Source organism: Micromonospora siamensis (assembly GCF_900090305.1).
In the GTDB taxonomy this organism is placed as follows: Bacteria; Actinomycetota; Actinomycetes; order Mycobacteriales; family Micromonosporaceae; genus Micromonospora; species Micromonospora siamensis.
The window spans coordinates 509390-530797 of the sequence record NZ_LT607751.1; the positions used below are offsets into that span (position 1 = coordinate 509390).

Sequence of the window (21408 nt, forward strand, 5' to 3'; positions counted from 1 at the left end):
ACGGGGGAACGGGAATCCACCATGGCCCCACTGAGCGATCCTCACGATCTTGGACAGTTTCCGTTCGCTGCGGACGGAAACTGTCCAAGATCCGGTTTCAGGCCATGCGGCGCATGGCCGCGTAGAGGTTGTGGCCCTCGCCGACGCTGGTCACGTTCACCAACTCCCAGCCGTAGTGGGACAGGTGCTCGACTGCCGCCATGAGCGCCGGGAACCCGGGCCGCCGCCAGAGGTGCTGCGTGGTCACCATGAGATGCCGATGAGGGTACGCACGCAGGTCGACCTGGCCGCCGAGCAGCGCCTCGGCGCTGACGACCCGTTCCTCGGCGAGCTGCTGCGGGGAGACGACAGACATGCCCGGAAGCGTAGGACCCCCGGTCACGCGCCGCTCGGTCACGGATCGCCGGATCACTGGATCGCCGGGTCACGGGGTCGACCGGTCTCATCGCCGTCGCCTCCGGGGCCGGGTCGTCGTCCCTGTCGGCTGGGTGCCCGGCGAGACCTCGGGGTAGGTCAGCCGGTGTGGCGGGTGCCGGCGACGAACGTCCGCCAGGCGGCCGGGGTGAACGTGAGCGTCGGGCCGGAGCGGTCCTTGCTGTCCCGCACCAGCACCATGCCGGGCAGATTGTCCGCCACCTCGACACAGTTGCCCTCGTTGGCGGATCGGGTCGCCTTACGCCAGAGCGGCGCGACCAGTCTCATGGCGTCACCTTCAGCTTGTTGATCAGGTCAGCGGAGGCGGCTCTGCTCAGTGCCTCACCGAGTAGATGCTCCCACTTGCGCTGCACGAGTCCGGTCCACTCGGGGTAGTCCGCGATCTGGCCGCGCGCCGCATTGTCGAGACAGAGCAGTCGGTCGTTCCCGGGCAGCTCTGCGAGGACGAAACCTCCGCCCATCGACGCGTGAGCGCCGACCGCCAACGGGAGAACATGCAGCCGCACGTGCGGCAGATCGGCAACTTCGAGCAGTCGGCCCAACTGGCGGTCCATGACAGCCGGTCCCCCGACTGACCTACGTAACGCGCTCTCGTCGATGACGAAGACACAGTCGGGTGGCTCCTCGCGGTGTAGCAACCGCTGACGGGCCAGGCGGAGGGTGACGATCTGGTCCAGCCGGTCATCGCGGTACAGCCCGCCGGCGGAGACGACCGCACGGGCGTACTCCTCGGTTTGCAGCAGGCCGGGCACCAGGCAGGGCTCGAAGCAGCACAGCCGAACGGCGCGCTCCTCCTGCACGGGCCACGACTCGAACCAGGAGGGTCCGACTTTCCCGGCGTCCTCCTTGAGCAGGCCGGCGAGGAGGCCGCCGGTGCCCAGGGCCTCGTCGGCGGCCACGGCGAACTCCATCGTCGGGCGGCGGCGGCCGGTCTCGATGGCGGCGACCGTGGACGGGCTCCACCGGATCGAGGCGGCCAACGCTTCCTGGGAGACGTCCGCGCCGGCCCGGGCGGCCTTCAACGCCCGGATCCACATCTCGACGTTCATCCGTACCTCGCGAGTAAGTATGTGACTTCGCAGCGTAGTAAGCCCTGGCATCCTCCCCTGTCGGTGGCCCGCCGTCCAGGGTGGAGGCACGCGGACCGGACGGTGGAGGCGATGACCCGGCGGCCGGTCCCTGCGAAGGGTCGCCCCGGCCATTCCCCCGGCCGGGGCGACCCCCAAAGCCCGGGAGGTCGAGACGATGATCGAGTTCATCCGCCGGAGGAATGCGGCGCTGTGGTCGTACCGGAGAAGGAAGCCGGCGGTGGAGACCGGGCCGCAGCGGCCGGTCACCCGGCCGAACCAGCCACCGGCGTGGGCGACCGCGCCGACGGTGGCCGAGCCGCGACCGGGCCGCGCCGGCTGGCTGACGCCGGCCCAGACCTGGCGAGCGAACGGCGGACGCTGGTGACCGCCGCGGGCTCGGACCTCTCGGGTACGCGACGAGCGATGACCCGGGTGAGCGGAATACCTCAGAGTCATCATTATTCCTCTCAGTCATCACGCTCGTTCCGGACCGGTGCCCGGGCGGATGACAGGCCCGCCAGCCGCCGCCGCGGACCAGGCACGCCGGGCGGGAGCGGCGGGCGGTGAGGCGGGAGCACCTGCCGATGCGGCCGCTGTGGCGGTGCCGAGCGTGCGGCGCGGAGTGGCCGTGCCAGCCGGCGCTGCTGGTGGAGTACCGGGGCGACCGGACCGGGCTGCTGATCTACCTGGGCGCACTGCTCGCCGAGGCGGGTGACCAGCTGGCCCAGCTCAACGGGCACGCCCGGCCCGACGGGCTGCACGAACGCTTCCTGGGTTGGGCGCGGGCCCGGGGCGGCACAATGTTTCACGTGAATCATGAGCCGGGCGCCGAGATCCACCACACCGACCCGTTCGCCGTGCCGAGCGGCCAACGCTCACCGGTCCGCCGGCTGCGCGGCCGGCTCGCGGCGCCGGTTACCCTCTGGACCGCACCCGGCCCGGCTGGGCTGACCGTCTCGTCCACCCTGGTCGCCGAGGGTGAACCGGACCGGCTGCTCGGCCTGGTCGACGCCGAGTCGGACCTGTGGGCGGCGATCGAGGCCGCCGGCCGCTTCGCGGTGGCGCCGCTCGGCCCGCCGCACCGGCAGCTCGCCGACCGCTTCGCCGGCCTCTTCCCGTCCCCCGGCGGGCTCTTCGCCACCGGCCCGTGGACCGACACCGACTACGGCCCGGTCCCGACGGACGCGGGCGGCTGGGCCGGGTGTCGACTGGACACCGCCCGGGAGTACGGCTGGGCGCTGCTCGTCGAGGCCACCATCGAGACCGTCGACCTGGCCGAGGAGACCGCCCCGCTGCTGCACTACCGCGGGCGCTACCACGACCTCACCTGAGCCGACGCCGGTCGACCGGTGAACGGAGTGACCTGGGTCACTCGGCGCAGTGGAACGGCCGTTCGGCGCAGCGAGCTACCGACGTCGATCCGAGCCTTCCGGCGATGGGAGCGCGGTCTCTACCGTGCCCGAAACTTCCCACGCCTGTGAAGGTGGTGATCCACAGATGTCCACGGACACACCCGCGTCCGCCCCGGCCGAGTCGGCGGCGGAGCGATACCTGGCCGTACAACGGTCGGACGAGTTCGCCGGGTTGCGGCGCGCGCTGCGCGGCTTCGTCTTCCCGATGACCGTCGCGTTCTTCCTGTGGTACGCGCTCTACGTGATCCTGTCCGCGTACGCGCGGGGCTTCATGGGCACGAAGCTGATCGGCAACATCAACGTGGCGCTGGTCTTCGGCCTGCTCCAGTTCGTCTCGACGTTCGTGATCGCCTGGCTCTACTCCCGGTTCGCCGACCGGCGGATCGACCCGGTCGCCGACCGGATCCGCGCCGAGATCGGGGAGGTGACCCATGAGCACGGTCCTCGCGGCTGAGGCGGGCAGCACCACCGCCCGGAACCTGACCATCACGCTCTTCCTGATCTTCGTGGCGATCACGCTGGCCATCACCATCTGGGCCAGCCGGCAGACCAAGACCGCCACCGACTTCTACGCCGGCGGTCGGTCCTTCTCCGGCTTCCAGAACGGCATGGCCATCGGCGGCGACTACATGTCGGCGGCGTCGTTCCTCGGCATCGCCGGCATCATCGCCCTCTACGGCTACGACGGCTTCCTCTACTCGATCGGCTTCCTGGTCGCCTGGCTGGTGGCCCTGCTGCTGGTGGCGGAACTGCTGCGCAACTCCGGCCGGTACACGATGGCCGACGTGCTGGCGTTCCGGATGCGGCAGCGGCCGGTGCGGACCGCCGCAGCGGTCTCCACCATCACCGTGTCGATCTTCTACCTGCTGGCCCAGATGGTCGGCGCCGGCGCGCTGGTGGCGCTGCTGCTCGGCATCAAGCCCGGCACCACCTTCCTCGGCATGAGCGCGGACACCGCCAAGATCGCGACGATCATCATGGTCGGCGCCCTGATGATCATCTACGTCACCGTGGGCGGCATGAAGGGCACCACGTACGTCCAGATCGTCAAGGCGTTCCTGCTGATGACCGGCGCCATCCTGATGACCGTGCTGGTGCTGGCCAAGTTCAACTTCAACCTGTCGGCGCTGCTCGGTCAGGCGGCCGAGTCCTCCGGCAAGGGCAGCGCGTTCCTCGAACCCGGCCTGCGCTACGGCAAGGAGGTCGCCGGCGACGCCACCCAGACCTTCTACAACAAGATGGACCTGCTGTCGCTCGGCATCGCCCTGGTGCTCGGCACCGCCGGCCTGCCGCACATCCTGATCCGCTTCTACACCGTGCCGACAGCGAAGGCCGCCCGCAAGAGCGTGCTCTGGGCGATCGGCATCATCGGCGCGTTCTACCTGCTCACCCTCGCCCTCGGCTTCGGCGCGGCGGCGCTGGTCGGCGGCAAGGCGATCACCGAGCAGGACAAGGCCGGCAACACCGCCGCGCCGCAGCTCGCCGAGGCGCTCGGCAAGGACTTCTTCGGCGGCAGCCTCGGCGGGGCCACCCTGCTGGCGATCATCGCGGCGGTCGCCTTCGCCACCATCCTGGCCGTGGTCGCCGGGCTCACCCTGGCCTCCTCGTCCAGCCTGGCGCACGACTTCTACGCCAACGTCATCAAGAACGGGCAGGCGTCGGAGCGCCAGGAGGTACGGGTCGCCCGGATCTCCGCCCTGGTCATCGGCGCGGTCTCGATCGCGCTGTCGATCTACGCGCAGAGCCTGAACGTGGCGTTCCTGGTGGCGCTCGCCTTCGCAGTGGCCGCCTCCGGCAACCTGCCGGCGATCCTCTACAGCCTGTTCTGGCGACGGTTCAACACCTCGGGAGCGGTCTGGGCCATCTACGGCGGCCTGATCTCCGCCGTGGTGCTGGTCTTCTTCTCCCCGGTGGTCTCCGGCTCGGCCACCGCCATGTTCCCGGACCACGACTGGCACTGGTTCCCGCTGTCCAACCCGGGTCTGATCTCCATCCCGATCGGCTTCCTGTGCGGCTGGATCGGCACGGTCATCTCCAAGGAACGTGACGACGCCAAGTACGCCGAACTGGAGGTCCGGTCGCTCACCGGCGCCGGCGCGCACTGACCCCACCACCACACCGCGGGACCCTTCCGGATCGGAAGGGTCCCGCGGTCGTACCGGCCACGCCGCGGGGCGGGAACCGGTCGCGCTGAGTAGGCTGACCGGCATGAAGGTTGCCCCGCGCTTCGGAACCGGTCACCGCGTCCTCGTCACCGGAGGGGCCGGCTTCGTGCCGTCGCACCTGGTCGACGTGCTCGTCTCCCGCGGCTGCACGGTGGTGGCGGTGGACAACTTCATCACCGGTTCCAAGGACAACGTCGCGCACCTGCTCGAGAAGCCGACCTTCACGCTGATCGAGGCCGACGTCACCGAGGGCCTGCCGACCTACCACCCGGCGACGGCGGAGCGGTTCGACGCGATCCTGCACATGGCCTCGCCGGCCAGCCCCACCGACTTCACCCAGATCCCGCTGGAGATCCTCCGGGTCGGCTCGGTGGGCACGCTCAACCTGCTCGAGCGGGCGGTGGCCGACGGCGCCCGGTTCCTGATGGCCTCCACCTCCGAGGCGTACGGGGACCCGCGGGAGCACCCGCAGCGGGAGACGTACTGGGGCAACGTCAACCCGATCGGCGTCCGCAGCGTCTACGACGAGGCGAAGCGCTTCTCCGAGGCAGCCACCATGGCCTACCACCGCTACCGGGGCCTGGACGCCGCGATCGTCCGGATCTTCAACACGTACGGGCCGCGGATGCGGCCGGACGACGGGCGGGCCATCCCCACCTTCATCTCCCAGGCGCTGCGCAACGAGCCGATCACCGTGCACGGCACCGGGCAGCAGACCCGCTCGATCTGCTACGTCGAGGATCTGGTCCGGGGCATCCTGCTGCTGCTCGACTCCACCGAGACCGGGCCGGTCAACTGCGGCACCGAACACGAGATGACCATGCGGCAACTCGCCGAGTTGATCGTGTCACTCTCCGGAAGCACGTCACAGGTGACGTACGTCACCCGCAGCGCAGACGACCCGGAGATGCGCCGCCCCGATCTCACCCTCGCCCGTGAACTGCTCGGATACGAGCCCGCCGTGGCGCCCGAAGACGGCCTCCGACGCACGATCGAGTACTTCCGCGAGCGGCTAGGGTAACGCCGCCCGCCGTGCCCCGCCGCGCCTCACCGGCGGTGGTGGCCCGGGCTACGTACGCTCGGGGACATGTCAGCGAGCATGCCCGCCCTTCCGCTTCCCCGCCTGCACCGCGGCGCGGGTCGTGCCTCCGTGCCCCGACCGGGCAGCGGGGACCGGCCGCGCGGCGCGGGCGCGACGTGGTACCCGTCGCACGACGACGCGCCGCGTACCGGCGGACCGGCCGGGCCCGGCGGCCCGGGCGGACCAGTGGGACCGGACGGCCCGGGCGGACCGGGCCGGCGTGGGCCACGGCCCCGCTGGGGCCGGATCGGCCTGGTGGTGGGGGTGGCCCTGCTGGTGCTGGCGCTGATCGGCGCCGGCGGCGCGTGGTTCTACGCCCGCAACCTCAACGACGACCTCAACCGGATGGACCCGTTCGCGCAGATCACCGGTGGCCGGCCGGCCAAGGCGGTCAACGGGGCGCTGAACATCCTGCTGGTGGGCACGGACTCGCGGGACCCGGACGCGCCGGTCGACAAGGCCGGCAAGTGGCGCGCGGACACGATCATCGTCATGCACATCCCGGCCGACCACAAGTCCGCCTACCTGGTCTCCATCCCGCGTGACCTCTACGTGCCCATTCCGGAGAACGCCGGCGCGCCGTGCGACTCGGGACGACGGGCGAAGATCAACGCGGCCTTCGCGTTCGGCGGCGTGCCGCTGGCCGTCCGGACCATCGAGTGCTTCACCGACGTACGCATCGACCACGCCATGTCGATCGACTTCGCCGGGTTCAAGAAGGTGACCGACGCGCTCGGCGGGGTGGACCTGCCGGTGGAGCGGACCATCAAGTCCATCCACAAGCCGTACCGGACCTTCACCAAGGGCACGAACCACATGAACGGCGAGGAGGCGCTGGACTGGATCCGCCAGCGCAAGCAGTTCCCGCAGGGGGACTTCGCCCGGATGCGGCACCAGCAGGAGTTCCTGCGGGCCCTGATGGACAAGGCGGCGAGCAGCGGCACGCTGGCCAATCCGGGCAAGCTGGACGACTTCCTCAAGGCGGTCACCGACGCCACCACCGTGGACAAGGACTTCCAGGTGCTCGACATGGCGGTGCAGTTCCGCAACCTGCGGGGGCAGAACCTCACCTTCATCACCAGCCCGAACAAGGGCAGCGAGAACATCAACGGTGAGTCGGTGGTGGTCTCCGACCGGGAGAAGGCACTGGGGATGTACAAGGCGATGACCCAGGACACGATGGCCGACTGGGTCGCCGCCAACCAGCAGCCCGCCGGCAACTGACGCTGGCGCAGATACCGCCGACCGGGCACATCGACGTCAACTGTTCGGGTACTTCTCGCCCGCGATTCCCAGATGATGCGGCATTTTGCGGTGCGAGGAGGTCGCGAGAACGGTGGGCGGTACGTACAGTGGTGCCGCCCCCCGTTCGTCCCGAGCTGGAGCACGCATGCCGGTTGAGACCAGCCGTCGCCCCACCTTTCCAGAGCCAATGAGCGCCTCCGCCCGGGTTCCGTCGGGCCCGCCGGCCCAGCCGGGCGATGGCGGCACCCGCACCGGGGGTAAGCCGCGCAAGCGCACCCGGAGCAAGGACCCGCTCTGGGCCCGACTCACCGTCATCATCGGCGCGGTGCTGATGATGACCAGCGGCGTGGCCATCGTCGGCAGCAAGGCCGTGATCGGCCAGGCCACCGGGGACATCGCCCAGCGCAACCTGCTCGGCGGCGCGGGCAAGTCGGACGCCGAGGGCGGCGCCAACCTGGACGGCCCGATCGACCTGCTCCTGCTCGGCGTCGACGCCCGCGAGCAGTGGGCCGCCGACGACGTCCGGTCGGACAGCATCATCGTGCTGCACATCCCGGCGTCGCACGACCAGGCGTACATGATCTCCATCCCGCGCGACACCGAGGCGCAGATCCCGCCGTTCAAGAAGAGCGGCTACCGGGGCGGCACCGACAAGATCAACGCGGCCTTCCAGGCCGGCGCCCGCAACGGCGGCGGCTGGGAGGGCGGTGCCCAGCTGATGGCCCAGACCATCAAGAACATGACCGGCGTCAGCTTCGACGGCGCCGCGATCATCAACTTCGGTGGCTTCAAGAAGGTCATCGACGCGCTCGGCTCGGTCCGGCTCTGCGTCAGCCAGGACGTCAAGTCGATCCACATGGGCCTGGTCAACGGCAAGCCGAAGTACATCGCCAACGCCAAGCTCGACGGCGACAAGTGGGAGCCGCTGGTCCACAAGAAGGGCTGCCGGGAGATGTCCGGCGCGCTCGCCCTCGACTTCGCCCGGCAGCGCTACGGCCTGAAGAACAGCGACTACGACCGCCAGCAGAACCAGCAGCAGCTGATCAAGGCGATGGCCCGCAAGGCCACCCAGAACGGCACCCTGACGAACCCGGTCAAGCTGCAGAAGCTGACCAAGGCGGCCGGCGAGTCGCTGGTGCTGGACACCGGCGGCGTCCCGGTCGCGGACTTCATCTTCACCATGCGCGGCGTCACCGCCAACGACCTGGTCATGCTGCGGACCAACGCCGGCACGTACAACAGGGTCTCGGAAACCAACACCCGTGAGGCGTTGAGCCCGACCACGCTGGAGATGTTCAAGGCGGTCAAGGAGGACAAGCTCGCCGAGTTCGTCTTCGCGAACCCGAGCGTCCTCTCCACCCGCAAGTAACGACGGTTCTCCGGCGCCCGGCGCCGGCCCTTCTCGGGGCCGGTTCCGGGCGCCGCCGTCATTCCCTGACCCTGGATGCCGCAACCCGGCCCATCCCGCACCTTGGGCCGCCCGCCCTGCGGCCATCCGGTCCGGGAAAGAGAGCAGCGTGGAGGCGATCCCGGGAAAGGCGTCCGGAGCTCGGGAAGGCCGCCGTAGCCTGATGTGAGCGGGACTCATGTCAGGCCACGGGGGAGGCTGTCACGTCCAGGTCGGGGCGGGTGGGTGGCGGGTGGGGAGGGCGCGTCCCCCGCCGCGGGCCCCGTTGGCCGGGATGGCTGCTCCGCGTCGGACTGGCCCTGGTCCTGCTGGCCGGCCTCGCCGTGGTGGGCGTGAAGCTGCTCGCCGCCCGCTACGAACGCTCGGTGGCCCGCGAGGAGCTGCTGGACCCGGCGGCGCGGCAACACCGCAGCGACCTCTCCGAGGACCTGAACTACCTGCTGGTCGGCTCGGACCAGCGGCCCGGGGCGAGCGGCGACGACCAACGCTCCGACACCATCCTGATCGTGCACGTCCCGGCCGGGATGCGGCAGGCGTACCTGATCTCCGTCCCGCGGGACCTGCTGGTGACGATCCCGGCCACCGGTGGCTGGGGCGGGGGCCGGGACAAGATCAATGCGGCGTACGAGCACGGCGGCGGGGGCGAGGGCGGCACCCGGCTCCTCTCGGCCACCCTCACCCGGCTCACCGGACTGCGCTTCGACGGCGCCGCCCTGGTGGACTTCGCCGGTTTCCGTACCGTCATCGACCTGCTCGGCGGGATCCGGATGTGCGTCGACACGCCGGTCCGGTCGATCCACACCGGCACCTCGTTCCAGCCCGGCTGCCAGCAGATGGACGGGGCCCGCGCCCTCGACTACGTCCGCCAGCGGTACGGGCTGCCCGGCGGCGACTACGACCGGCAGCGCCACCAGCAGCAGCTGCTGCGGGCGATGCTGGACCGGGCCGGCCAGACCAACCTGCGCGGCGACCCGGTGAAGCTGGACCGGGTGATCCGGGCGGCGGGCGCCTCGCTCACCGTGGACACCAACGGCGTACCCCTGGACGACCTGGTCCTCGCGCTCCGCGCGCTGCCGGCCGACGGCCTGCGCGGCGTGCAGCTGCCGTCCTACCCGCAGACCATCGACGGCGTGTCGTACGTCCTCCTCGACGACGCCGGAAACGGCCTCTTCGCCGCCGTCCGGGACGGGAAGGCGACGCAGTGGGCGGCGGCCAACCCGCGGTGGATCACCCGGCTCTGAGCGACGCGCCCACGCCCTCCCGCACCGGTCCCCCGCGGTCGAGGATCTAGGCTTGGTAACCGTGTTCGGACCCCGGATCCCCAGCGTGCCCGCGTCGGCAGTACCCGACGACACCTACCTGCTCGACGTCCGGGAGGACGACGAGTGGACCGCCGGCCACGCGCCCGGCGCACACCACCTGCCGATGATGGAGCTGCCGGCCCGGATCGCGGAGGTGCCGACCGACCGGGACGTCGCGGTGATCTGCCGCTCCGGCGGCCGCTCGGCCCAGGTCGTCGCCTACCTGATGCGCAACGGCTGGGAGCAGGTGCGCAACGTCGACGGCGGGATGGGCGACTGGGCCGCAGCCGGCCGTCCCGTGGTCACCGACGACGGGCAGCCGGGCCGGGTCGTCTGAGGGCACCGGCGCCATGACCGAACCGCTGGTCTTCGCCCACCGCGGCTCCTCGTACGACCTGCCGGAGCACACCCTCGCCGCGTACCTGCGGGCCCTCGACGAGGGCGCCGACGGGGTGGAGTGCGACGTCCGGCTGACCCGGGACGGGCACCTGGTGTGCGTGCACGACCGCCGCCTGGACCGGACCAGCAACGGCCACGGGCTGGTCAGCGCGCGTACCCTCGCCGAGCTGGAGGCGCTGGACTTCGGCTCGTGGCACCCGGGTGGCGTACCGGCCGACGGGGACGAGGTGCTGGACGACTCGCGTACCCGCCTGCTCACCCTGGACCGGCTGCTCGGCGCCGTACGCGACGCCGGCCGTCCGGTGCGGGTGCTGATCGAGACGAAGCACCCGTCGAGGTACGGCGGCGACGTCGAGCGGCGGCTGGTCGCCCTGCTGCGCCGGCACGGGCTCGCCGAACCGGTTCCGGACACCCCGGTCCAGGTCACCGTCATGTCCTTCTCGCCGCTGGCCGTACGCCGGGTCCGGGAGCTGGCTCCGGCGCTGCCCACCGTCCTGCTGCTGGATGTGGTGCCGCGCTGGCTGCCGCCGGGCCGGCTGCCCTTCGGCGCCCGGATCGCCGGCCCGGGGATCGAGCTGGTCCGGGCCCGACCGCGGCTGTTGTCGGCGCTGCGGGCGGCCGGCAACCAGGTGTACGTCTGGACGGTGAACGAGCCGGCCGAGCTGGACCTGGTCCTGGCCGCCGGCGTGGACGGGATCATCACCGACCGGCCGGGGCGGGCACTGGCCCGGCTGGGGCGCTGAACGCGGACGGATGGGTCCGGGGCCGGGGATGGACCGGAGTTGCCGGGCTTGCGCCCGGGGCGGGGCATCGCGACCGGGCGGGGGGTGCCCGAGAACCGGTCGGCGGGGCACACTCGGGGCATGCCGGAGCACACCGATCTTGCCGCCCTGATCGCCGGTCACGGCCGGGTGATCGAAATGATCAACGCCGGTGAGGGTGGGGTCGCCGTCCTCACCCGGCTGCTCAGGGTCGTCCAGCCGGCGATCGGGGCGGCCAGCCTGGCGTTCGTCGAGTTCACTCCCACCGGGGGCCGGGTGATCGCCGCGACCGGCATCGCCGAGTGGGCTATCGGTCGGCCCGTCTCGATCACCGACCCGGCAGTGGTCTGCCTGTTGCGCGGGCCGCGGGTGCGGCAGGTGCGCAGCCACCACATCCCGGGGCCGTTCGCGGACGAGTTGGCCGACCACGGGCTGTGCCGGATGGTGGTGGCCCGCGCCGAGATCGCCGGCCGCACCGTCGGCAGCCTGCACGCCCTCTACCCCGACGACGACCGGCCGGCCGACGACACGGAACGGGACGTGCTGGGCTACATCGCCTCCTGCGTCGCCCACATGTACGGCGACCAGAGCGGCCTGCCCGTGCACGGGGACGGGCCGGTGGTGGCGGCGCTCGCCGACGGCCTGGCGGTGGTCGACCGGGACGGTCAGGTCCGGCTCTGGAACCCGGCCGCCGCCCAGGTCACCGGGGTCGCCCCGGTCGAGGCGATCGACCGTCCGCTGCCGTTTCCGATCCCCCCGTCCGGTCAGGTGCTCGACCACCGCCTCCCGGAGGGCCGCTGGTTGAAGATCACCTCGGGCGAGCTGCCCGGTCCGGGTGGCCTGCGGGTGGTGACGTTCCGCGACATCACCGTCCAGCAGCGCCGCGACCAGGACCGGGACCTGTTCGTGGCGGTCACCAGCCACGAGCTGCGTACCCCGGTCACGGTGATCAAGGGGTACGCGGACACCCTCACCGACCACTGGGAGTCGCTGACCGACACCGACCGGCGGCAGGCGGCCCGGGTCATCGGCCAGCGCGCCAACGAGCTGGCCCGCCTGGTGGACCGGCTGCTCACCTCCGCCGCCGACGACCGGCCGGACGGCAGCGCCCCGATCCCGTTCGACCTGGCGGAGACGCTGCGGGCGGCGGTCGCCGACCTGCCGTCGGAGCTGCGCCGCCGGGTCGTCCTGGACCTGCCGGCCGGGCTGCCCAAGGCGCTCGGGGAGCGGCAGACGCTGACCACCGTGCTGACCGAGCTGAGCACCAACGCCGGCAAGTACTCCCCACCCGACTCCCCGATCGAGATCACCGCGACGTCGCGGGACCGGGTGGTCTCGTTCCGGGTCAGCGATCGGGGCATCGGCATCCGCCCGGAGCACGTGGAACGCGCCTTCGACCGGTTCTGGCAGGGCGAGTCGGGGGACCGGCGCGGCTACCCGGGCGCCGGGCTCGGCCTCTATCTGGTCCGCCGGATCGTTGAACAGCAGAATGGATGGGTATCCCTCCGACCGAGGGACGGGGGCGGTACGGTCGCAGAGGTGCGACTGCCGTGCGGATGACCCCGGGTGCGACGGGAGCCCGGCAGGCGGAAAGGGACGACGGGTGTCGACGGGTGCGGTCGAACGATCGTGGTGCGTGGTGGTGCCTCACCACGGCACCGGGGCCCGACTCGCCCGCCACCGGCTCGCCGACGAGCTGGCCGACCTCGTGCCCCCGCCCCTGCTGGCCGACCTGGTGGCAGTCCTGGCCGAGCTGGTCGGCAACGCGGTCCGGCACGCCGATCCGCTGCCCGGCGGGGTCGTCCGGGTCGCCTGGCGACTGCGCCCCGGCCCGACCGGTCCGGCCGTGCAGTTGCGCGTGACCGACGGCGGCAGCGGCGCCGGCCCCCGGATGCGAACGGCCAGCCCGGACGCGATCGACGGGCGTGGCCTGCACATCGTCTCTGGTCTGGCCAGCCGGTGGGGGGTCGACCGGGACGGGCTGGGGCAGAGCGTCTGGGCCGAGTTCGATCCGACCGGCACCGCCCGGCCGGATCTCGTCGCCGCCGGTTGACCAGGGCGGTAGGCGGGTCCTCCCCACCCGGCCCGACGCTGGCATCTAGGCTGTGACGCCGTGAGCAAGCGTCGAAAGAGCCAGCGCGCCGTCGAAGCCACCCCGAAGCGGGAGAAGGTCCGGGACATCTTCGTCCCCCGTCCCTTCGAGGGGCTGGCGGACGAGCCCGAATGGATCGCCCTGCGCGAGTTGGTGCCGGCCGCGTCGGCCCCGCTGCGGCTCGCCCCGCAGCTCGTCGAGGAGTACGGCGACCGGCCGGTCGTGCTGGCCACCGTGCTGCCGATGGCCGCGCCGGCCATGACCAAGGAGGATGGCCGGGTCTTCATCGGGTTGCAGCGCCACCAGCAGTCCGGCGACGTGTCCCGGGACCTGGCCGACGCGCTGATCAGCGCGCTGCGGGTCGAGCCGGGCCAGCCGGTGACCGTGCCGCCGCTGCCCGGCCCTGGCCCCCGCCTCCAGGACGTGCTGGTCGACGGCCCGCTGGAGATCACCATGCACGAGGGCTTCGACTTCTGGCTCGACCCGGGCGCCACCGACGACCCGAACGTCCAGGCGTCCCTGGAGCGGGCCAACGCGGCGATCTACCCGACGGTGCGGCTGGCGGCGGCCAGGGCCGCCTACTGGTGCCAGGTGCCGGAGAAGGCCCACGTGCGTTGGGTGCTGCCCGAGGACGAGGACGCCGCGCTGGACGCCCTGTCCCGGCTGAGCGTGGCCGGCACGCTGACCCTCGGCGACGACACCCGCTTCGCCGGGATGTTCCGGGCGCACGGGCGACTCGTCCCGGTGTGGGACCTGCCGGAGGACGTCGCCGCGGCCGAGTGGGAGGGCCCGGTGGCGGAGTTCGCCAAGCGCTACGCCGAGGCCTTGGCGGAGTCGGAGCCGCTGGACGCGGCGGGCCGCCGCGCCCGGCACGGCCTGCTCGGTCGCCAGCTCACCCTGCGCTGACACCTCCGCCGAAGGCCGCCGGGGGACGGCGCGGCCTACCGCGGGTCGCGCGCACCGGCGGCCCGGAAGGCGCGGCCTGCCGCAGGTCGCGCCGGTCCGCGGTCCCGTAGGCAACCGGTCAGCGGCGCAGCGGTTCGCGGGTCAGCGGGCAGGACATGCAGCGCGGCCCGCCCCGGCCCGAGCCCAGCTCCGAGCCGGCGATCGGGATCACCTCGATCCCGGCCCGTTCCAGCTGGGCGTTGGTCTCGACGTTGCGCTCGTACCCGACGCAGAGCCGGGGGGCCAGGGCGAGGGTGTTGTTGCCGTCGTCCCACTGCTCCCGCTCGGCGGTGACCGGGTCCAGCCCGGTGTCGATAACCCGGAGCTGGTCGAGGTCCATCGCGTCGGCGGCGGCGCGCAGGAAGGGCGCGGGTCCGTCGACCCGCGGGTCCTCGCCGTCCGCGCCGGCGATCACGGTGTACGCGGAGAGCGTGCTGGCGATGTTCGGGTACATCAGCACGGCGTCGACGTCGACCATGGTGCAGACCGTGTCCAGGTGCATGGTGGCCCGTTCCTGGGCGATCGGCACCACCAGCACGGTGTGTGCCAGGCCCGCGGCGAAGACCTGCCGGGCCAGCCGCTCGGCGCCCGCCGGGGTGGTCCGCTCGCCGACGCCGACGGCGAGGACGCCCGGGGCGAGCAGCAGCACGTCGCCGCCCTCCAGGTGCTCCAGTTCGGGGTGGTACACGAAATCGGTGCCGGCGAAGCGCGGGTGGTGCCGGTAGATCGCGTCGGTGAGTGTGGTCTCCCGACGCCGGGCCGGCATGGCCAGGCTGGTCACCCCGACCCGGTCGCCGATCCACAGTGACGAGTCCCGCGTGAAGAGCAGGTTCGGCAGCGGGTCGATGACGAAGTCGTGCCGGTCCATCAGGGTGTAGACCAGGCCGCCGGGGCGTTCCCGGCTGATCCGGAGTTCCTCGTGGGCCAGACCGGCGGTGAGCACGTCGGCCAGCGCCGCCGGATCGAGGTAGGTGAGGTGGTCGGCCACCCGGCGACGCAGTGAGTCGCCCAGCCGGGGCGAGGAGAGCACCTGGGCGGTGAGTTCGGCGCGGGCGTCCGGGATGGCGAGCGTCTCGGCGAGCAGTGTGGAGAGATAGAGCACCTCCACCCCGCGGGAGCGCAGCTGGGCGGCGAAGGCGTCGTGCTCCTCCTGCGCGCGTCCCACCCATGGGATAGCGTCGAAGAGCAGTGAGTCGTTGTTGCGGGGGGTGAGCCGGGCGAGTTCGGGGCCGGGTCGGTGCAGCAGGACGGCACCGAGCCGACCGACCTCGCTGTCCACGTAGTGGGTCACCCTCGCAGCGTAGGACAGGCTTCCGCACCATCCGGCAAAAGAACTGGGGATGAATATGGCATTCATCCGCAGTCATTCCGGTGCTCCAACTTGCCGAGCCCCGGTGGTGACAACGTAGTGTAGTGGGGACATAACTTCGAGGGACCTTTTGCCGGAGGTCGCGATGACTGTCTTTCCCGCACGCCGAGCCGTGACGACCCCGCGGGCACTGCCGCCCGTGGCGCCGCCACCCCGGGCCGAGTCGCCCACGGCGCTCGAACCCGTACGCCCAGGGCCGTTGCAGTGGGCACGCCGCCGCCGCGCCGAGCGGGGTGCCCGCCGGCTGGAGGCGGCCGGAGCCCGCGCGGTGGGTCAACTCGACCACCTCGGTCCCGCGTGGCACGTCATCGAGTGGCCGCGTACGGACGTTCCGGACGTGCTGCTGGAGCACGGCCAGGAGGACCGCGCCGGCTTCCTCGCCATCGGCCCGAGCGGCCTCTTCGCGGTGACCATCGCCGACCACGGCCGGGCCCGCGTCCTGGTGGCGGGTGACGTCGTCCAGATCAACGGCAAGCGCCCGCCGTACGTGGCCGAGGCCCGTCGCGATGCCAAGCGGGCGAGCAAGGCGCTCTCCGACGCGGTCGGGCTGACCATTCCGGTGACGCCGGTGCTGACCTTCGTCGGCTCCGGCGTCATCAGCGTGTACGGCCTGCCGAAGGACTGTCTGATGGCGACCCACCGGGAGCTCGACCGACTCCTCGTCGCCGGGGGCAGCCGGATCAGCCCGGCCACCGCGGAAAAGCTCTCCCGGGTCGCCCAGTCCCCCGCGACCTGGCTCAACGGCACCTACCGACCCGCCGCCGACTACCGGTGGTACGACGAGGGCCGAACGGCCGCTGACAAGCCGGCCGCCCGCCGGTAACGTCTCCGGGTACGCCACGCGGCTCCCGTCCCGCTGGGCAGCGCCACCGAACCGCCGTCGCCGGCCCCGCAACCGGGGCCGTCCGGCAACCGGTGTGCACCTGGCTTCGCCACGCGGACGGGCGGCCCTCGTAGCGACCGGCTAGCGTGGACGGACGCCCGGTGTACGGAGGAGGCTCGGTGGCCCACGTCGAACTCTCACTGTCGGAAGTGTTCGCGCCCGAGGCGCGGAGCTCGACAGGGCGGGGTTCCGACAGCCTGGGCCGCTGGGCGGAGACGGTCAGCGAGGCGGACGAGCCGTGCCTGCTGATCGACGCCGGGACCCGGGTGGTGGCGGTCTCCGCGTCGGGCTGCGAGCTGCTCTGCCTCGGGGCACCCGAGGACGTGGTCGGCTTCCCGCTGCTCGACGGCGGGCTGCGGCTGCTCGACTTCACCGCCAACCGGGGCGAGCTGACCGAGCAGGAGACCGACAAGATCCCGCCACTGCTCGCCCTGCACTCCGGGCGGCTCGCCCGCGGCCTGCTGCGGGTCGAGGCGGCCGCGAAGGGCGCGCCCGACGCCACCGTCGACGCGATCTCCACCCCGGTCCTCGCCGACGGCTCGGTGGCCGGCTCACTCACGTTCTTCTCCGAGGTCTGACCTGCGACGTCTGTCGCGTACGCGGCACGCGGCGGAGCTGTGGCGGGCGCTCTCCGACCCCGTAAGGTGCCCTCATGCTCGATGTCGCACTGCTGCCGGGGGAGTACGCGGTGTGCCGACTGGCGGCCGGGGCACCCCTGCCGGCGACCCTCTGGGGTGAGCTGGACGACGCGGACGTCGTGACGGTCAGCTGGACGGCGGAGGGCATCTCACTGATCTGCCCGGTCACCCGGGTACCCGCCGGGGCGACCGTGGAGACGGACTGGCGTTGCCTGCGGGTCGTCGGTCCGCTCGACCTGGCGGTCACCGGCACCCTTGCCGCCCTGGTCGACCCGCTCGCGGCGGCCCGGGTGAGCGTGGTGGCATTCTCCACGTTCGACACCGATCACCTGCTGGTCCCCGCCGTCCGGCTCACCGAGGCGACCGGCGCACTGGAACGGGCCGGTCACCGCGTCCTGCGCTGACCCCGTCGCCGGACCCGAGGGATCACGCCGTCGTCGCGCGTACCCGGGATCGGGCACCCTTCACCGGGCGGCCGGATCCTCCTACGATGGCTCTCGCGACAACGACACCCCCCGATGCCAAGGATCGGCTGATGCCGCCCACCTCCTCACCGCCGACCGCCCGCCGGCCGGTCGTCGGCGCGCTCGTCGCCGCCGTTGCACTCGCCGCCGTGCCGCTCGCCGGTTGCGGGGCGCCCCCGGACCTGCGGGACGCCGGCCGGTCCGCCCTGCCCGCCCCGGCCGACGGCACGCCCACCGTCTCCGCCTTGGCGCCCACCGGGCCGCCGGACGGCACGCCACCGCCCCTCAGGCCGGGCGGCACACCGGCGCCCCTCCCGCCGGATGGCACGCTCCCGACGCCTCCCCCGTACGGCACCGTCCCGACGCTCCCGCCGGACGGCACGCTGCCGACGCTGCCCGGCGTCCCGCCGGCCGGGCCGACGACGCTGCCCGGCGCGCCAGTCACCGCCGTACCCGATGTCCCGGCCCCGCCGCCGGCTCCGGTGGTCACCCCCTGCCCCGGCCGGCCGACCGCCGCGGCCGTGCTGACCCTGCTGCGCGGACCGGCCCGGGTGCTGTCCCGGGACGCCGACGCGCGGGTCACCCTCGGTCCGCTCTGCGCCGAGGACTGGCAGTACACGGTGCTCGAGGTGACCGGCCACGAGGAACTCCAGGCGGTCACCCGCTCGGGCTCCGCGGGCCTGACGCTGGTCACCGCCGGCACCGACGTCTGCGGCACCCGGATTTCCGCCGACGCGCCGCCCGGCATCCGGGCGCTGGCCTGCGACGCCGACACGGTGGCCGCCCCCGGTGCGTAGGCTGGTCGGCATGCCGGGAACACCGCCGACCCGATTCGTCTACCTGGGCCCCGAGGGCACCTTCGCCGAGCAGGCGCTGCGCACGGTGTCCGCCGCCGACCGGGGCAGCCGTACGCCGGCCCGCAGCGTCGGTGAGGCGCTGGAGAGCGTACGGGCCGGCGAGGCCGACGCCGCCCTGGTGCCGCTGGAGAACTCGATCGGCGGTGCCGTCGGGGTGACCCTCGACGAGCTGGCCGAAGGGGCACCGCTGGTGATCACCCGCGAGGTGATCCTGCCGGTGGAGTTCGTGCTCGGTGCCCGTCCCGGCACCCCGCTCGGCTCGATCCGGACGGTCGCCGCGCACCCTCAGGCGTCCACCCAGTGCCGGGGCTGGCTGCGGGACTGGCTGCCCGAGGCGGTGGTGGTGGACGTGCTCTCCAACGGCGCGGCGGCCTCCGGTGCCGCCACCGGCGAGTACGACGCCGCGATCTGCGCCCCGGTCGGCGCCACCCGGCACCGGCTGGAGGTGCTGGCCGACAAGATCGCCGACCACGCGGACGCGGTGACCCGGTTCGCGCTGGTGTCCCGTCCCGGGCCGCCGCCCCCGCCCACCGGCGACGACGTCACCTCGCTGGCCGTCTACATCGCCCACGACCGGGTCGGCGCGCTGTTGTCGGTGCTGATGGAGCTGGCCGTCCGCGGGGTCAACCTGACCCGGATCGAGTCGCGCCCGACGGGCGAGGCGCTCGGCCGGTACGTCTTCTTCCTGGACTGCACCGGGCACGTCGCGGACGTCCGGCTCGGTGAGGCGTTGCAGGGGCTGCGCCGGGTCTGCGCCGACGTGCGCTTCCTCGGCTCGTACCCTCGGCACCGCTGGCTGGAGGGCGGGCCGGTCGATCGTCCGGTCCCGGCCCCCGCCGGCCTCTCCGACACCGACTACGCCGACGCCGCCGCCTGGTTGGCCCGCCTCCGCGCCGGCGACCCCACCTGACCCCTCCACCCCCGCGCCCCCACCCTCCGGGGTTGATCATGAAGTTGGCGGCGACGAAACGGACGTTTCACACAGCCAACTTCATGATCAACGGACGTGGACGGGCCGGAAGGGCCGGGTGGAGAGAGGGGGGCAGTCAGGAGAGGAGGCCGCCCAGGAGGCCGCCCTGCTGCTGCTGGGCGCCGCTGCCCTGGACCGGGGGCTCCTCGGAGGGCTGGACCACCACGAAGCCCTGGCCGGCGAAGCTCATGGTGAACGCCTCGCCGGTGCTCCGACCGAGCAGGGTGCCCAGGCCGAGCTGCTCCGCGCGGTGGTAGCCGGTCTGCAGGTTCGCCGACCAGCAGACGGCCGCCTGCGGGTCCACGTACGTCGGCTGGTCGACGTTGAGCACGACCGGGGTGCCCTTGGTGGTGATGGCGATCCGCCCGTGTCCGCTGAACACGCAGTTGAACAGGCCGGACGAGGAGGCCATGCCGGCGCCGCCGACCATCCGGATGTCGTACTGGAGGGTGGAGTCGAACGCCAGCACGCTGGAGCCGTTGATGGAGAGGGCGTCACCCGGCTCAAGGTCGATGACGTGCACGTCCTTGCTCAGCTCGGCGAGGAAGACGTCACCCTGGCCGGAGATCTTCATCAGCGGCACGCCCTCGCCGGTGAGCCGCTGCTTGATGAACTTGCCGATGCCGCCCGAGCCGAGCGCCTGGAACTGCACCTGTCCCTGGTAGGCGACCATCGAGCCGACGCGGGCCATCGCCTCGCCGTTCAGTTCGATCTTGAGCATCTTGGAGTTCTGCAGCCGCATGCCGGGCTGGGCGGACTCCTTCTCCAGGTTCTCCGCGGAGAACAGCGCGCTGCGCATGGGTTTCCTCCTGATTCGGGGTTTCACCCGGAGGGTAGGCCAGCGCCGCAACCTGCGGCATCCGTCGAGCGGGACGCGCCCGGTCGGCCGGCCCGCGTGGGCGGGTGGCCGGACGGTCAGTCCCAGCCCAGCTCGTGCAGGCGCTCGTCGTCGATGCCGAAGTGGTGGGCGATCTCGTGCACCACGGTGACCGCCACCTCGTCGACGACGTCCTCCTCGCTGTCGCAGATCCGCAGGATCGGACGCCGGTAGAGGAAGATCCGGTCCGGCAGCACCAGGGAGTAGTCCCAGCCGCGGTCGGTGAGCGCGTGTCCCTCGTAGAGGCCGAGCAGGTCGGGGTCGTTCGCGGGCGGGTCGTCCTCGACCAGGATGACGACGTTGTTCATCAGGGCGAGCAGTTCCTCGGGAACCTCGTCGAGGGCGTCACCGACCAGCTCCTCGAAGCGCTCCCGGCTCATCTCGACGGCCACTCGCCCATTCTCCCCGACCGGGTGCCCTCGCGGCGCGGCAAGATCCGCCCAACTACGTGAAAAGAGTGGCCACCGGCTCGCCGATGACCACTCTTTCCCGAAAACTGCGCCCACCCCGAGCGCGACGTGCGGCGCGTCCGCGCCGCACGTCCGACGTGCGGGCTCAGGAGGCCAGGCGGGCGTTCAGGTTGATCGTGGCGCCCGGGGAGAGCAGCCGCGAGATCGGGCAGTTCTCCTTGGCGGACTCGGCCAGCTTGCTGAACTGCGCCTGGTCGATCCCCGGCACCTGGCCGACGGTCTCCAGGTCGATCGCGGTCACCGTCATCCCCGCGTCGGTCTTGTCGAAGTGCACCTTGGCGGTGGTCTCCACCGAGGTGGGGGTCGCGCCGGCGTCGGCCAGCGCCTTGGAGAAGGCCATCGAGTAGCAGGCCGCGTGCGCGGCGCCGATCAGCTCCTCGGGGTTGGTCCCCTCGCCCTCCTCGAAGCGGGACTTGAAGGAGTAGTTCCCCTCCATGCCCCCCTTGCCGGTACGGAGGGTCCCGGAACCCTCGGTGAGGTTGCCCTGCCAACGTGCGGAAGCGGTACGGATAGGCATGCCACCGACGCTAACCGAAACCGGTGCCTCCGGCGACCGAGCCGCCGAC

Annotated in this window: 25 protein-coding genes; 18 read left to right on the top strand and 7 right to left on the bottom strand. The window is 72.2% G+C overall.

Going from position 1 to position 21408, the window contains the following annotated elements:
• Window positions 1-97 precede the first annotated feature (97 nt).
• The 3 genes from GA0074704_RS02325 to GA0074704_RS02335 all read right to left on the bottom strand — a co-directional run bounded on the left by GA0074704_RS02325 (window position 98) and on the right by GA0074704_RS02335 (window position 1484).
• A complete protein-coding gene (locus GA0074704_RS02325) occupies window positions 98-355 on the bottom strand; it encodes a hypothetical protein (protein WP_088973395.1) in 258 nt (85 codons plus the stop codon).
• Window positions 356-513: 158 nt separating this feature from the next.
• The gene (locus GA0074704_RS02330) at window positions 514-702 is read right to left on the bottom strand and encodes a DUF397 domain-containing protein (RefSeq protein ID WP_088968961.1); all 189 of its coding nucleotides are present in this window, start codon (window positions 700-702) and stop codon (window positions 514-516) included.
• Window positions 699-1484 (bottom strand): helix-turn-helix domain-containing protein, encoded by a 786-nt coding sequence (locus GA0074704_RS02335; protein WP_088968962.1) that lies wholly within the window; start codon window positions 1482-1484, stop codon window positions 699-701. The genes GA0074704_RS02330 and GA0074704_RS02335 overlap by 4 nt, the downstream gene beginning before the upstream one ends.
• A 196-nt stretch (window positions 1485-1680) precedes the next feature.
• Here GA0074704_RS02335 and GA0074704_RS28670 point away from each other — a divergent pair, with 196 nt between their 5' ends.
• From GA0074704_RS28670 to GA0074704_RS02395, 13 genes are all read left to right on the top strand, one after another.
• Window positions 1681-1890 (top strand): hypothetical protein, encoded by a 210-nt coding sequence (locus tag GA0074704_RS28670; protein ID WP_157743582.1) that lies wholly within the window; start codon window positions 1681-1683, stop codon window positions 1888-1890.
• Between the two features lie 262 nt (window positions 1891-2152).
• Entirely contained in the window at window positions 2153-2836 is a 684-nt protein-coding gene (locus GA0074704_RS02340; protein WP_231926864.1) for a flavin reductase family protein, read from the top strand.
• Window positions 2837-3002: 166 nt separating this feature from the next.
• A complete protein-coding gene (locus tag GA0074704_RS02345; protein ID WP_088968963.1) occupies window positions 3003-3371 on the top strand; it encodes a DUF485 domain-containing protein in 369 nt (122 codons plus the stop codon).
• Window positions 3349-5022 carry a solute symporter family protein gene (locus tag GA0074704_RS02350; RefSeq protein WP_088968964.1) on the top strand — a complete coding sequence of 558 codons (1674 nt, stop codon included), beginning with the start codon at window positions 3349-3351 and terminating at the stop codon, window positions 5020-5022. Before GA0074704_RS02345 ends, GA0074704_RS02350 begins: the two co-directional genes overlap by 23 nt.
• Window positions 5023-5125: 103 nt before the next feature.
• On the top strand, window positions 5126-6103 hold the full coding sequence (locus GA0074704_RS02355) for an NAD-dependent epimerase/dehydratase family protein (RefSeq protein ID WP_088968965.1): 978 nt from the start codon (window positions 5126-5128) through the stop codon (window positions 6101-6103).
• Window positions 6104-6169: 66 nt separating this feature from the next.
• Window positions 6170-7387 carry an LCP family protein gene (locus GA0074704_RS02360; protein WP_088968966.1) on the top strand — a complete coding sequence of 406 codons (1218 nt, stop codon included), beginning with the start codon at window positions 6170-6172 and terminating at the stop codon, window positions 7385-7387.
• A gap of 208 nt (window positions 7388-7595) precedes the next feature.
• A complete protein-coding gene (locus tag GA0074704_RS02365) occupies window positions 7596-8777 on the top strand; it encodes an LCP family protein (protein ID WP_231926738.1) in 1182 nt (393 codons plus the stop codon).
• Between the two features lie 260 nt (window positions 8778-9037).
• Window positions 9038-10057, top strand: a complete 1020-nt coding sequence (locus GA0074704_RS02370; protein WP_446686032.1) for an LCP family protein — start codon at window positions 9038-9040, stop codon at window positions 10055-10057.
• Window positions 10058-10118: 61 nt separating this feature from the next.
• Window positions 10119-10454, top strand: a complete 336-nt coding sequence (locus GA0074704_RS02375) for a rhodanese-like domain-containing protein (RefSeq protein ID WP_088968968.1) — start codon at window positions 10119-10121, stop codon at window positions 10452-10454.
• Window positions 10455-10467: 13 nt separating this feature from the next.
• Entirely contained in the window at window positions 10468-11259 is a 792-nt protein-coding gene (locus GA0074704_RS02380; protein WP_088968969.1) for a glycerophosphodiester phosphodiesterase, read from the top strand.
• A 120-nt stretch (window positions 11260-11379) separates the two neighbouring features.
• Window positions 11380-12837 (top strand): PAS domain-containing sensor histidine kinase, encoded by a 1458-nt coding sequence (locus GA0074704_RS02385; RefSeq protein WP_088968970.1) that lies wholly within the window; start codon window positions 11380-11382, stop codon window positions 12835-12837.
• Window positions 12838-12913: 76 nt separating this feature from the next.
• Window positions 12914-13330 carry an ATP-binding protein gene (locus GA0074704_RS02390; protein WP_231926739.1) on the top strand — a complete coding sequence of 139 codons (417 nt, stop codon included), beginning with the start codon at window positions 12914-12916 and terminating at the stop codon, window positions 13328-13330.
• A 60-nt stretch (window positions 13331-13390) separates the two neighbouring features.
• Window positions 13391-14275, top strand: coding sequence for a DUF5926 family protein (locus tag GA0074704_RS02395; protein WP_088968972.1), 885 nt, complete (start codon window positions 13391-13393; stop codon window positions 14273-14275).
• 118 nt (window positions 14276-14393) lie between these two features.
• Here GA0074704_RS02395 and GA0074704_RS02400 read toward each other — a convergent pair whose 3' ends face one another.
• On the bottom strand, window positions 14394-15605 hold the full coding sequence (locus GA0074704_RS02400) for an arginine deiminase (RefSeq protein ID WP_088968973.1): 1212 nt from the start codon (window positions 15603-15605) through the stop codon (window positions 14394-14396).
• Between the two features lie 163 nt (window positions 15606-15768).
• Between GA0074704_RS02400 and GA0074704_RS02405 the strand changes: the two genes are divergently transcribed.
• The 5 genes from GA0074704_RS02405 (at window position 15769) to pheA (ending at window position 19435) form a co-directional block, all read left to right on the top strand.
• On the top strand, window positions 15769-16506 hold the full coding sequence (locus tag GA0074704_RS02405; protein WP_088973398.1) for a hypothetical protein: 738 nt from the start codon (window positions 15769-15771) through the stop codon (window positions 16504-16506).
• Between the two features lie 179 nt (window positions 16507-16685).
• Complete coding sequence (locus tag GA0074704_RS02410) at window positions 16686-17144, top strand: hypothetical protein (protein WP_088973399.1); 459 nt, start codon at window positions 16686-16688, stop codon at window positions 17142-17144.
• A 74-nt stretch (window positions 17145-17218) separates the two neighbouring features.
• Window positions 17219-17608: an ACT domain-containing protein gene (locus tag GA0074704_RS02415; RefSeq protein WP_088968974.1), complete on the top strand. Its 390-nt coding sequence runs from the start codon at window positions 17219-17221 to the stop codon at window positions 17606-17608.
• A gap of 131 nt (window positions 17609-17739) precedes the next feature.
• Window positions 17740-18465 (top strand): hypothetical protein, encoded by a 726-nt coding sequence (locus GA0074704_RS02420; protein ID WP_088968975.1) that lies wholly within the window; start codon window positions 17740-17742, stop codon window positions 18463-18465.
• Between the two features lie 10 nt (window positions 18466-18475).
• Window positions 18476-19435 (top strand): prephenate dehydratase, encoded by a 960-nt coding sequence (pheA, locus tag GA0074704_RS02425; RefSeq protein ID WP_088968976.1) that lies wholly within the window; start codon window positions 18476-18478, stop codon window positions 19433-19435.
• A 136-nt stretch (window positions 19436-19571) separates the two neighbouring features.
• Here pheA and GA0074704_RS02430 read toward each other — a convergent pair whose 3' ends face one another.
• The 3 genes from GA0074704_RS02430 to GA0074704_RS02440 all read right to left on the bottom strand — a co-directional run bounded on the left by GA0074704_RS02430 (window position 19572) and on the right by GA0074704_RS02440 (window position 21359).
• Complete coding sequence (locus GA0074704_RS02430; protein ID WP_088968977.1) at window positions 19572-20294, bottom strand: AIM24 family protein; 723 nt, start codon at window positions 20292-20294, stop codon at window positions 19572-19574.
• 116 nt (window positions 20295-20410) lie between these two features.
• A complete protein-coding gene (locus tag GA0074704_RS02435) occupies window positions 20411-20752 on the bottom strand; it encodes a metallopeptidase family protein (RefSeq protein ID WP_088973400.1) in 342 nt (113 codons plus the stop codon).
• Window positions 20753-20927: 175 nt separating this feature from the next.
• The gene (locus tag GA0074704_RS02440; protein WP_088968978.1) at window positions 20928-21359 is read right to left on the bottom strand and encodes an OsmC family protein; all 432 of its coding nucleotides are present in this window, start codon (window positions 21357-21359) and stop codon (window positions 20928-20930) included.
• Between the last annotated feature and the right edge of the window lie 49 nt (window positions 21360-21408).

What these genes read in the sequence shown, in the direction of transcription:
- GA0074704_RS02325 (WP_088973395.1), bottom strand. Translation starts at nt 355, where the DNA reads ATGTCTGTCGTCTCCCCGCAGCAGCTCGCCGAGGAACGGGTCGTCAGC.
- GA0074704_RS02330 (WP_088968961.1), bottom strand. Translation starts at nt 702, where the DNA reads ATGAGACTGGTCGCGCCGCTCTGGCGTAAGGCGACCCGATCCGCCAAC.
- GA0074704_RS02335 (WP_088968962.1), bottom strand. Translation starts at nt 1,484, where the DNA reads ATGAACGTCGAGATGTGGATCCGGGCGTTGAAGGCCGCCCGGGCCGGC.
- GA0074704_RS28670 (WP_157743582.1), top strand. Translation starts at nt 1,681, where the DNA reads ATGATCGAGTTCATCCGCCGGAGGAATGCGGCGCTGTGGTCGTACCGG.
- GA0074704_RS02345 (WP_088968963.1), top strand. Translation starts at nt 3,003, where the DNA reads ATGTCCACGGACACACCCGCGTCCGCCCCGGCCGAGTCGGCGGCGGAG.
- GA0074704_RS02350 (WP_088968964.1), top strand. Translation starts at nt 3,349, where the DNA reads ATGAGCACGGTCCTCGCGGCTGAGGCGGGCAGCACCACCGCCCGGAAC.
- GA0074704_RS02355 (WP_088968965.1), top strand. Translation starts at nt 5,126, where the DNA reads ATGAAGGTTGCCCCGCGCTTCGGAACCGGTCACCGCGTCCTCGTCACC.
- GA0074704_RS02360 (WP_088968966.1), top strand. Translation starts at nt 6,170, where the DNA reads ATGTCAGCGAGCATGCCCGCCCTTCCGCTTCCCCGCCTGCACCGCGGC.
- GA0074704_RS02365 (WP_231926738.1), top strand. Translation starts at nt 7,596, where the DNA reads ATGAGCGCCTCCGCCCGGGTTCCGTCGGGCCCGCCGGCCCAGCCGGGC.
- GA0074704_RS02380 (WP_088968969.1), top strand. Translation starts at nt 10,468, where the DNA reads ATGACCGAACCGCTGGTCTTCGCCCACCGCGGCTCCTCGTACGACCTG.
- GA0074704_RS02385 (WP_088968970.1), top strand. Translation starts at nt 11,380, where the DNA reads ATGCCGGAGCACACCGATCTTGCCGCCCTGATCGCCGGTCACGGCCGG.
- GA0074704_RS02405 (WP_088973398.1), top strand. Translation starts at nt 15,769, where the DNA reads ATGACTGTCTTTCCCGCACGCCGAGCCGTGACGACCCCGCGGGCACTG.
- GA0074704_RS02415 (WP_088968974.1), top strand. Translation starts at nt 17,219, where the DNA reads ATGCTCGATGTCGCACTGCTGCCGGGGGAGTACGCGGTGTGCCGACTG.
- GA0074704_RS02420 (WP_088968975.1), top strand. Translation starts at nt 17,740, where the DNA reads ATGCCGCCCACCTCCTCACCGCCGACCGCCCGCCGGCCGGTCGTCGGC.
- pheA (WP_088968976.1), top strand. Translation starts at nt 18,476, where the DNA reads ATGCCGGGAACACCGCCGACCCGATTCGTCTACCTGGGCCCCGAGGGC.
- GA0074704_RS02430 (WP_088968977.1), bottom strand. Translation starts at nt 20,294, where the DNA reads ATGCGCAGCGCGCTGTTCTCCGCGGAGAACCTGGAGAAGGAGTCCGCC.
- GA0074704_RS02435 (WP_088973400.1), bottom strand. Translation starts at nt 20,752, where the DNA reads ATGAGCCGGGAGCGCTTCGAGGAGCTGGTCGGTGACGCCCTCGACGAG.
- GA0074704_RS02440 (WP_088968978.1), bottom strand. Translation starts at nt 21,359, where the DNA reads ATGCCTATCCGTACCGCTTCCGCACGTTGGCAGGGCAACCTCACCGAG.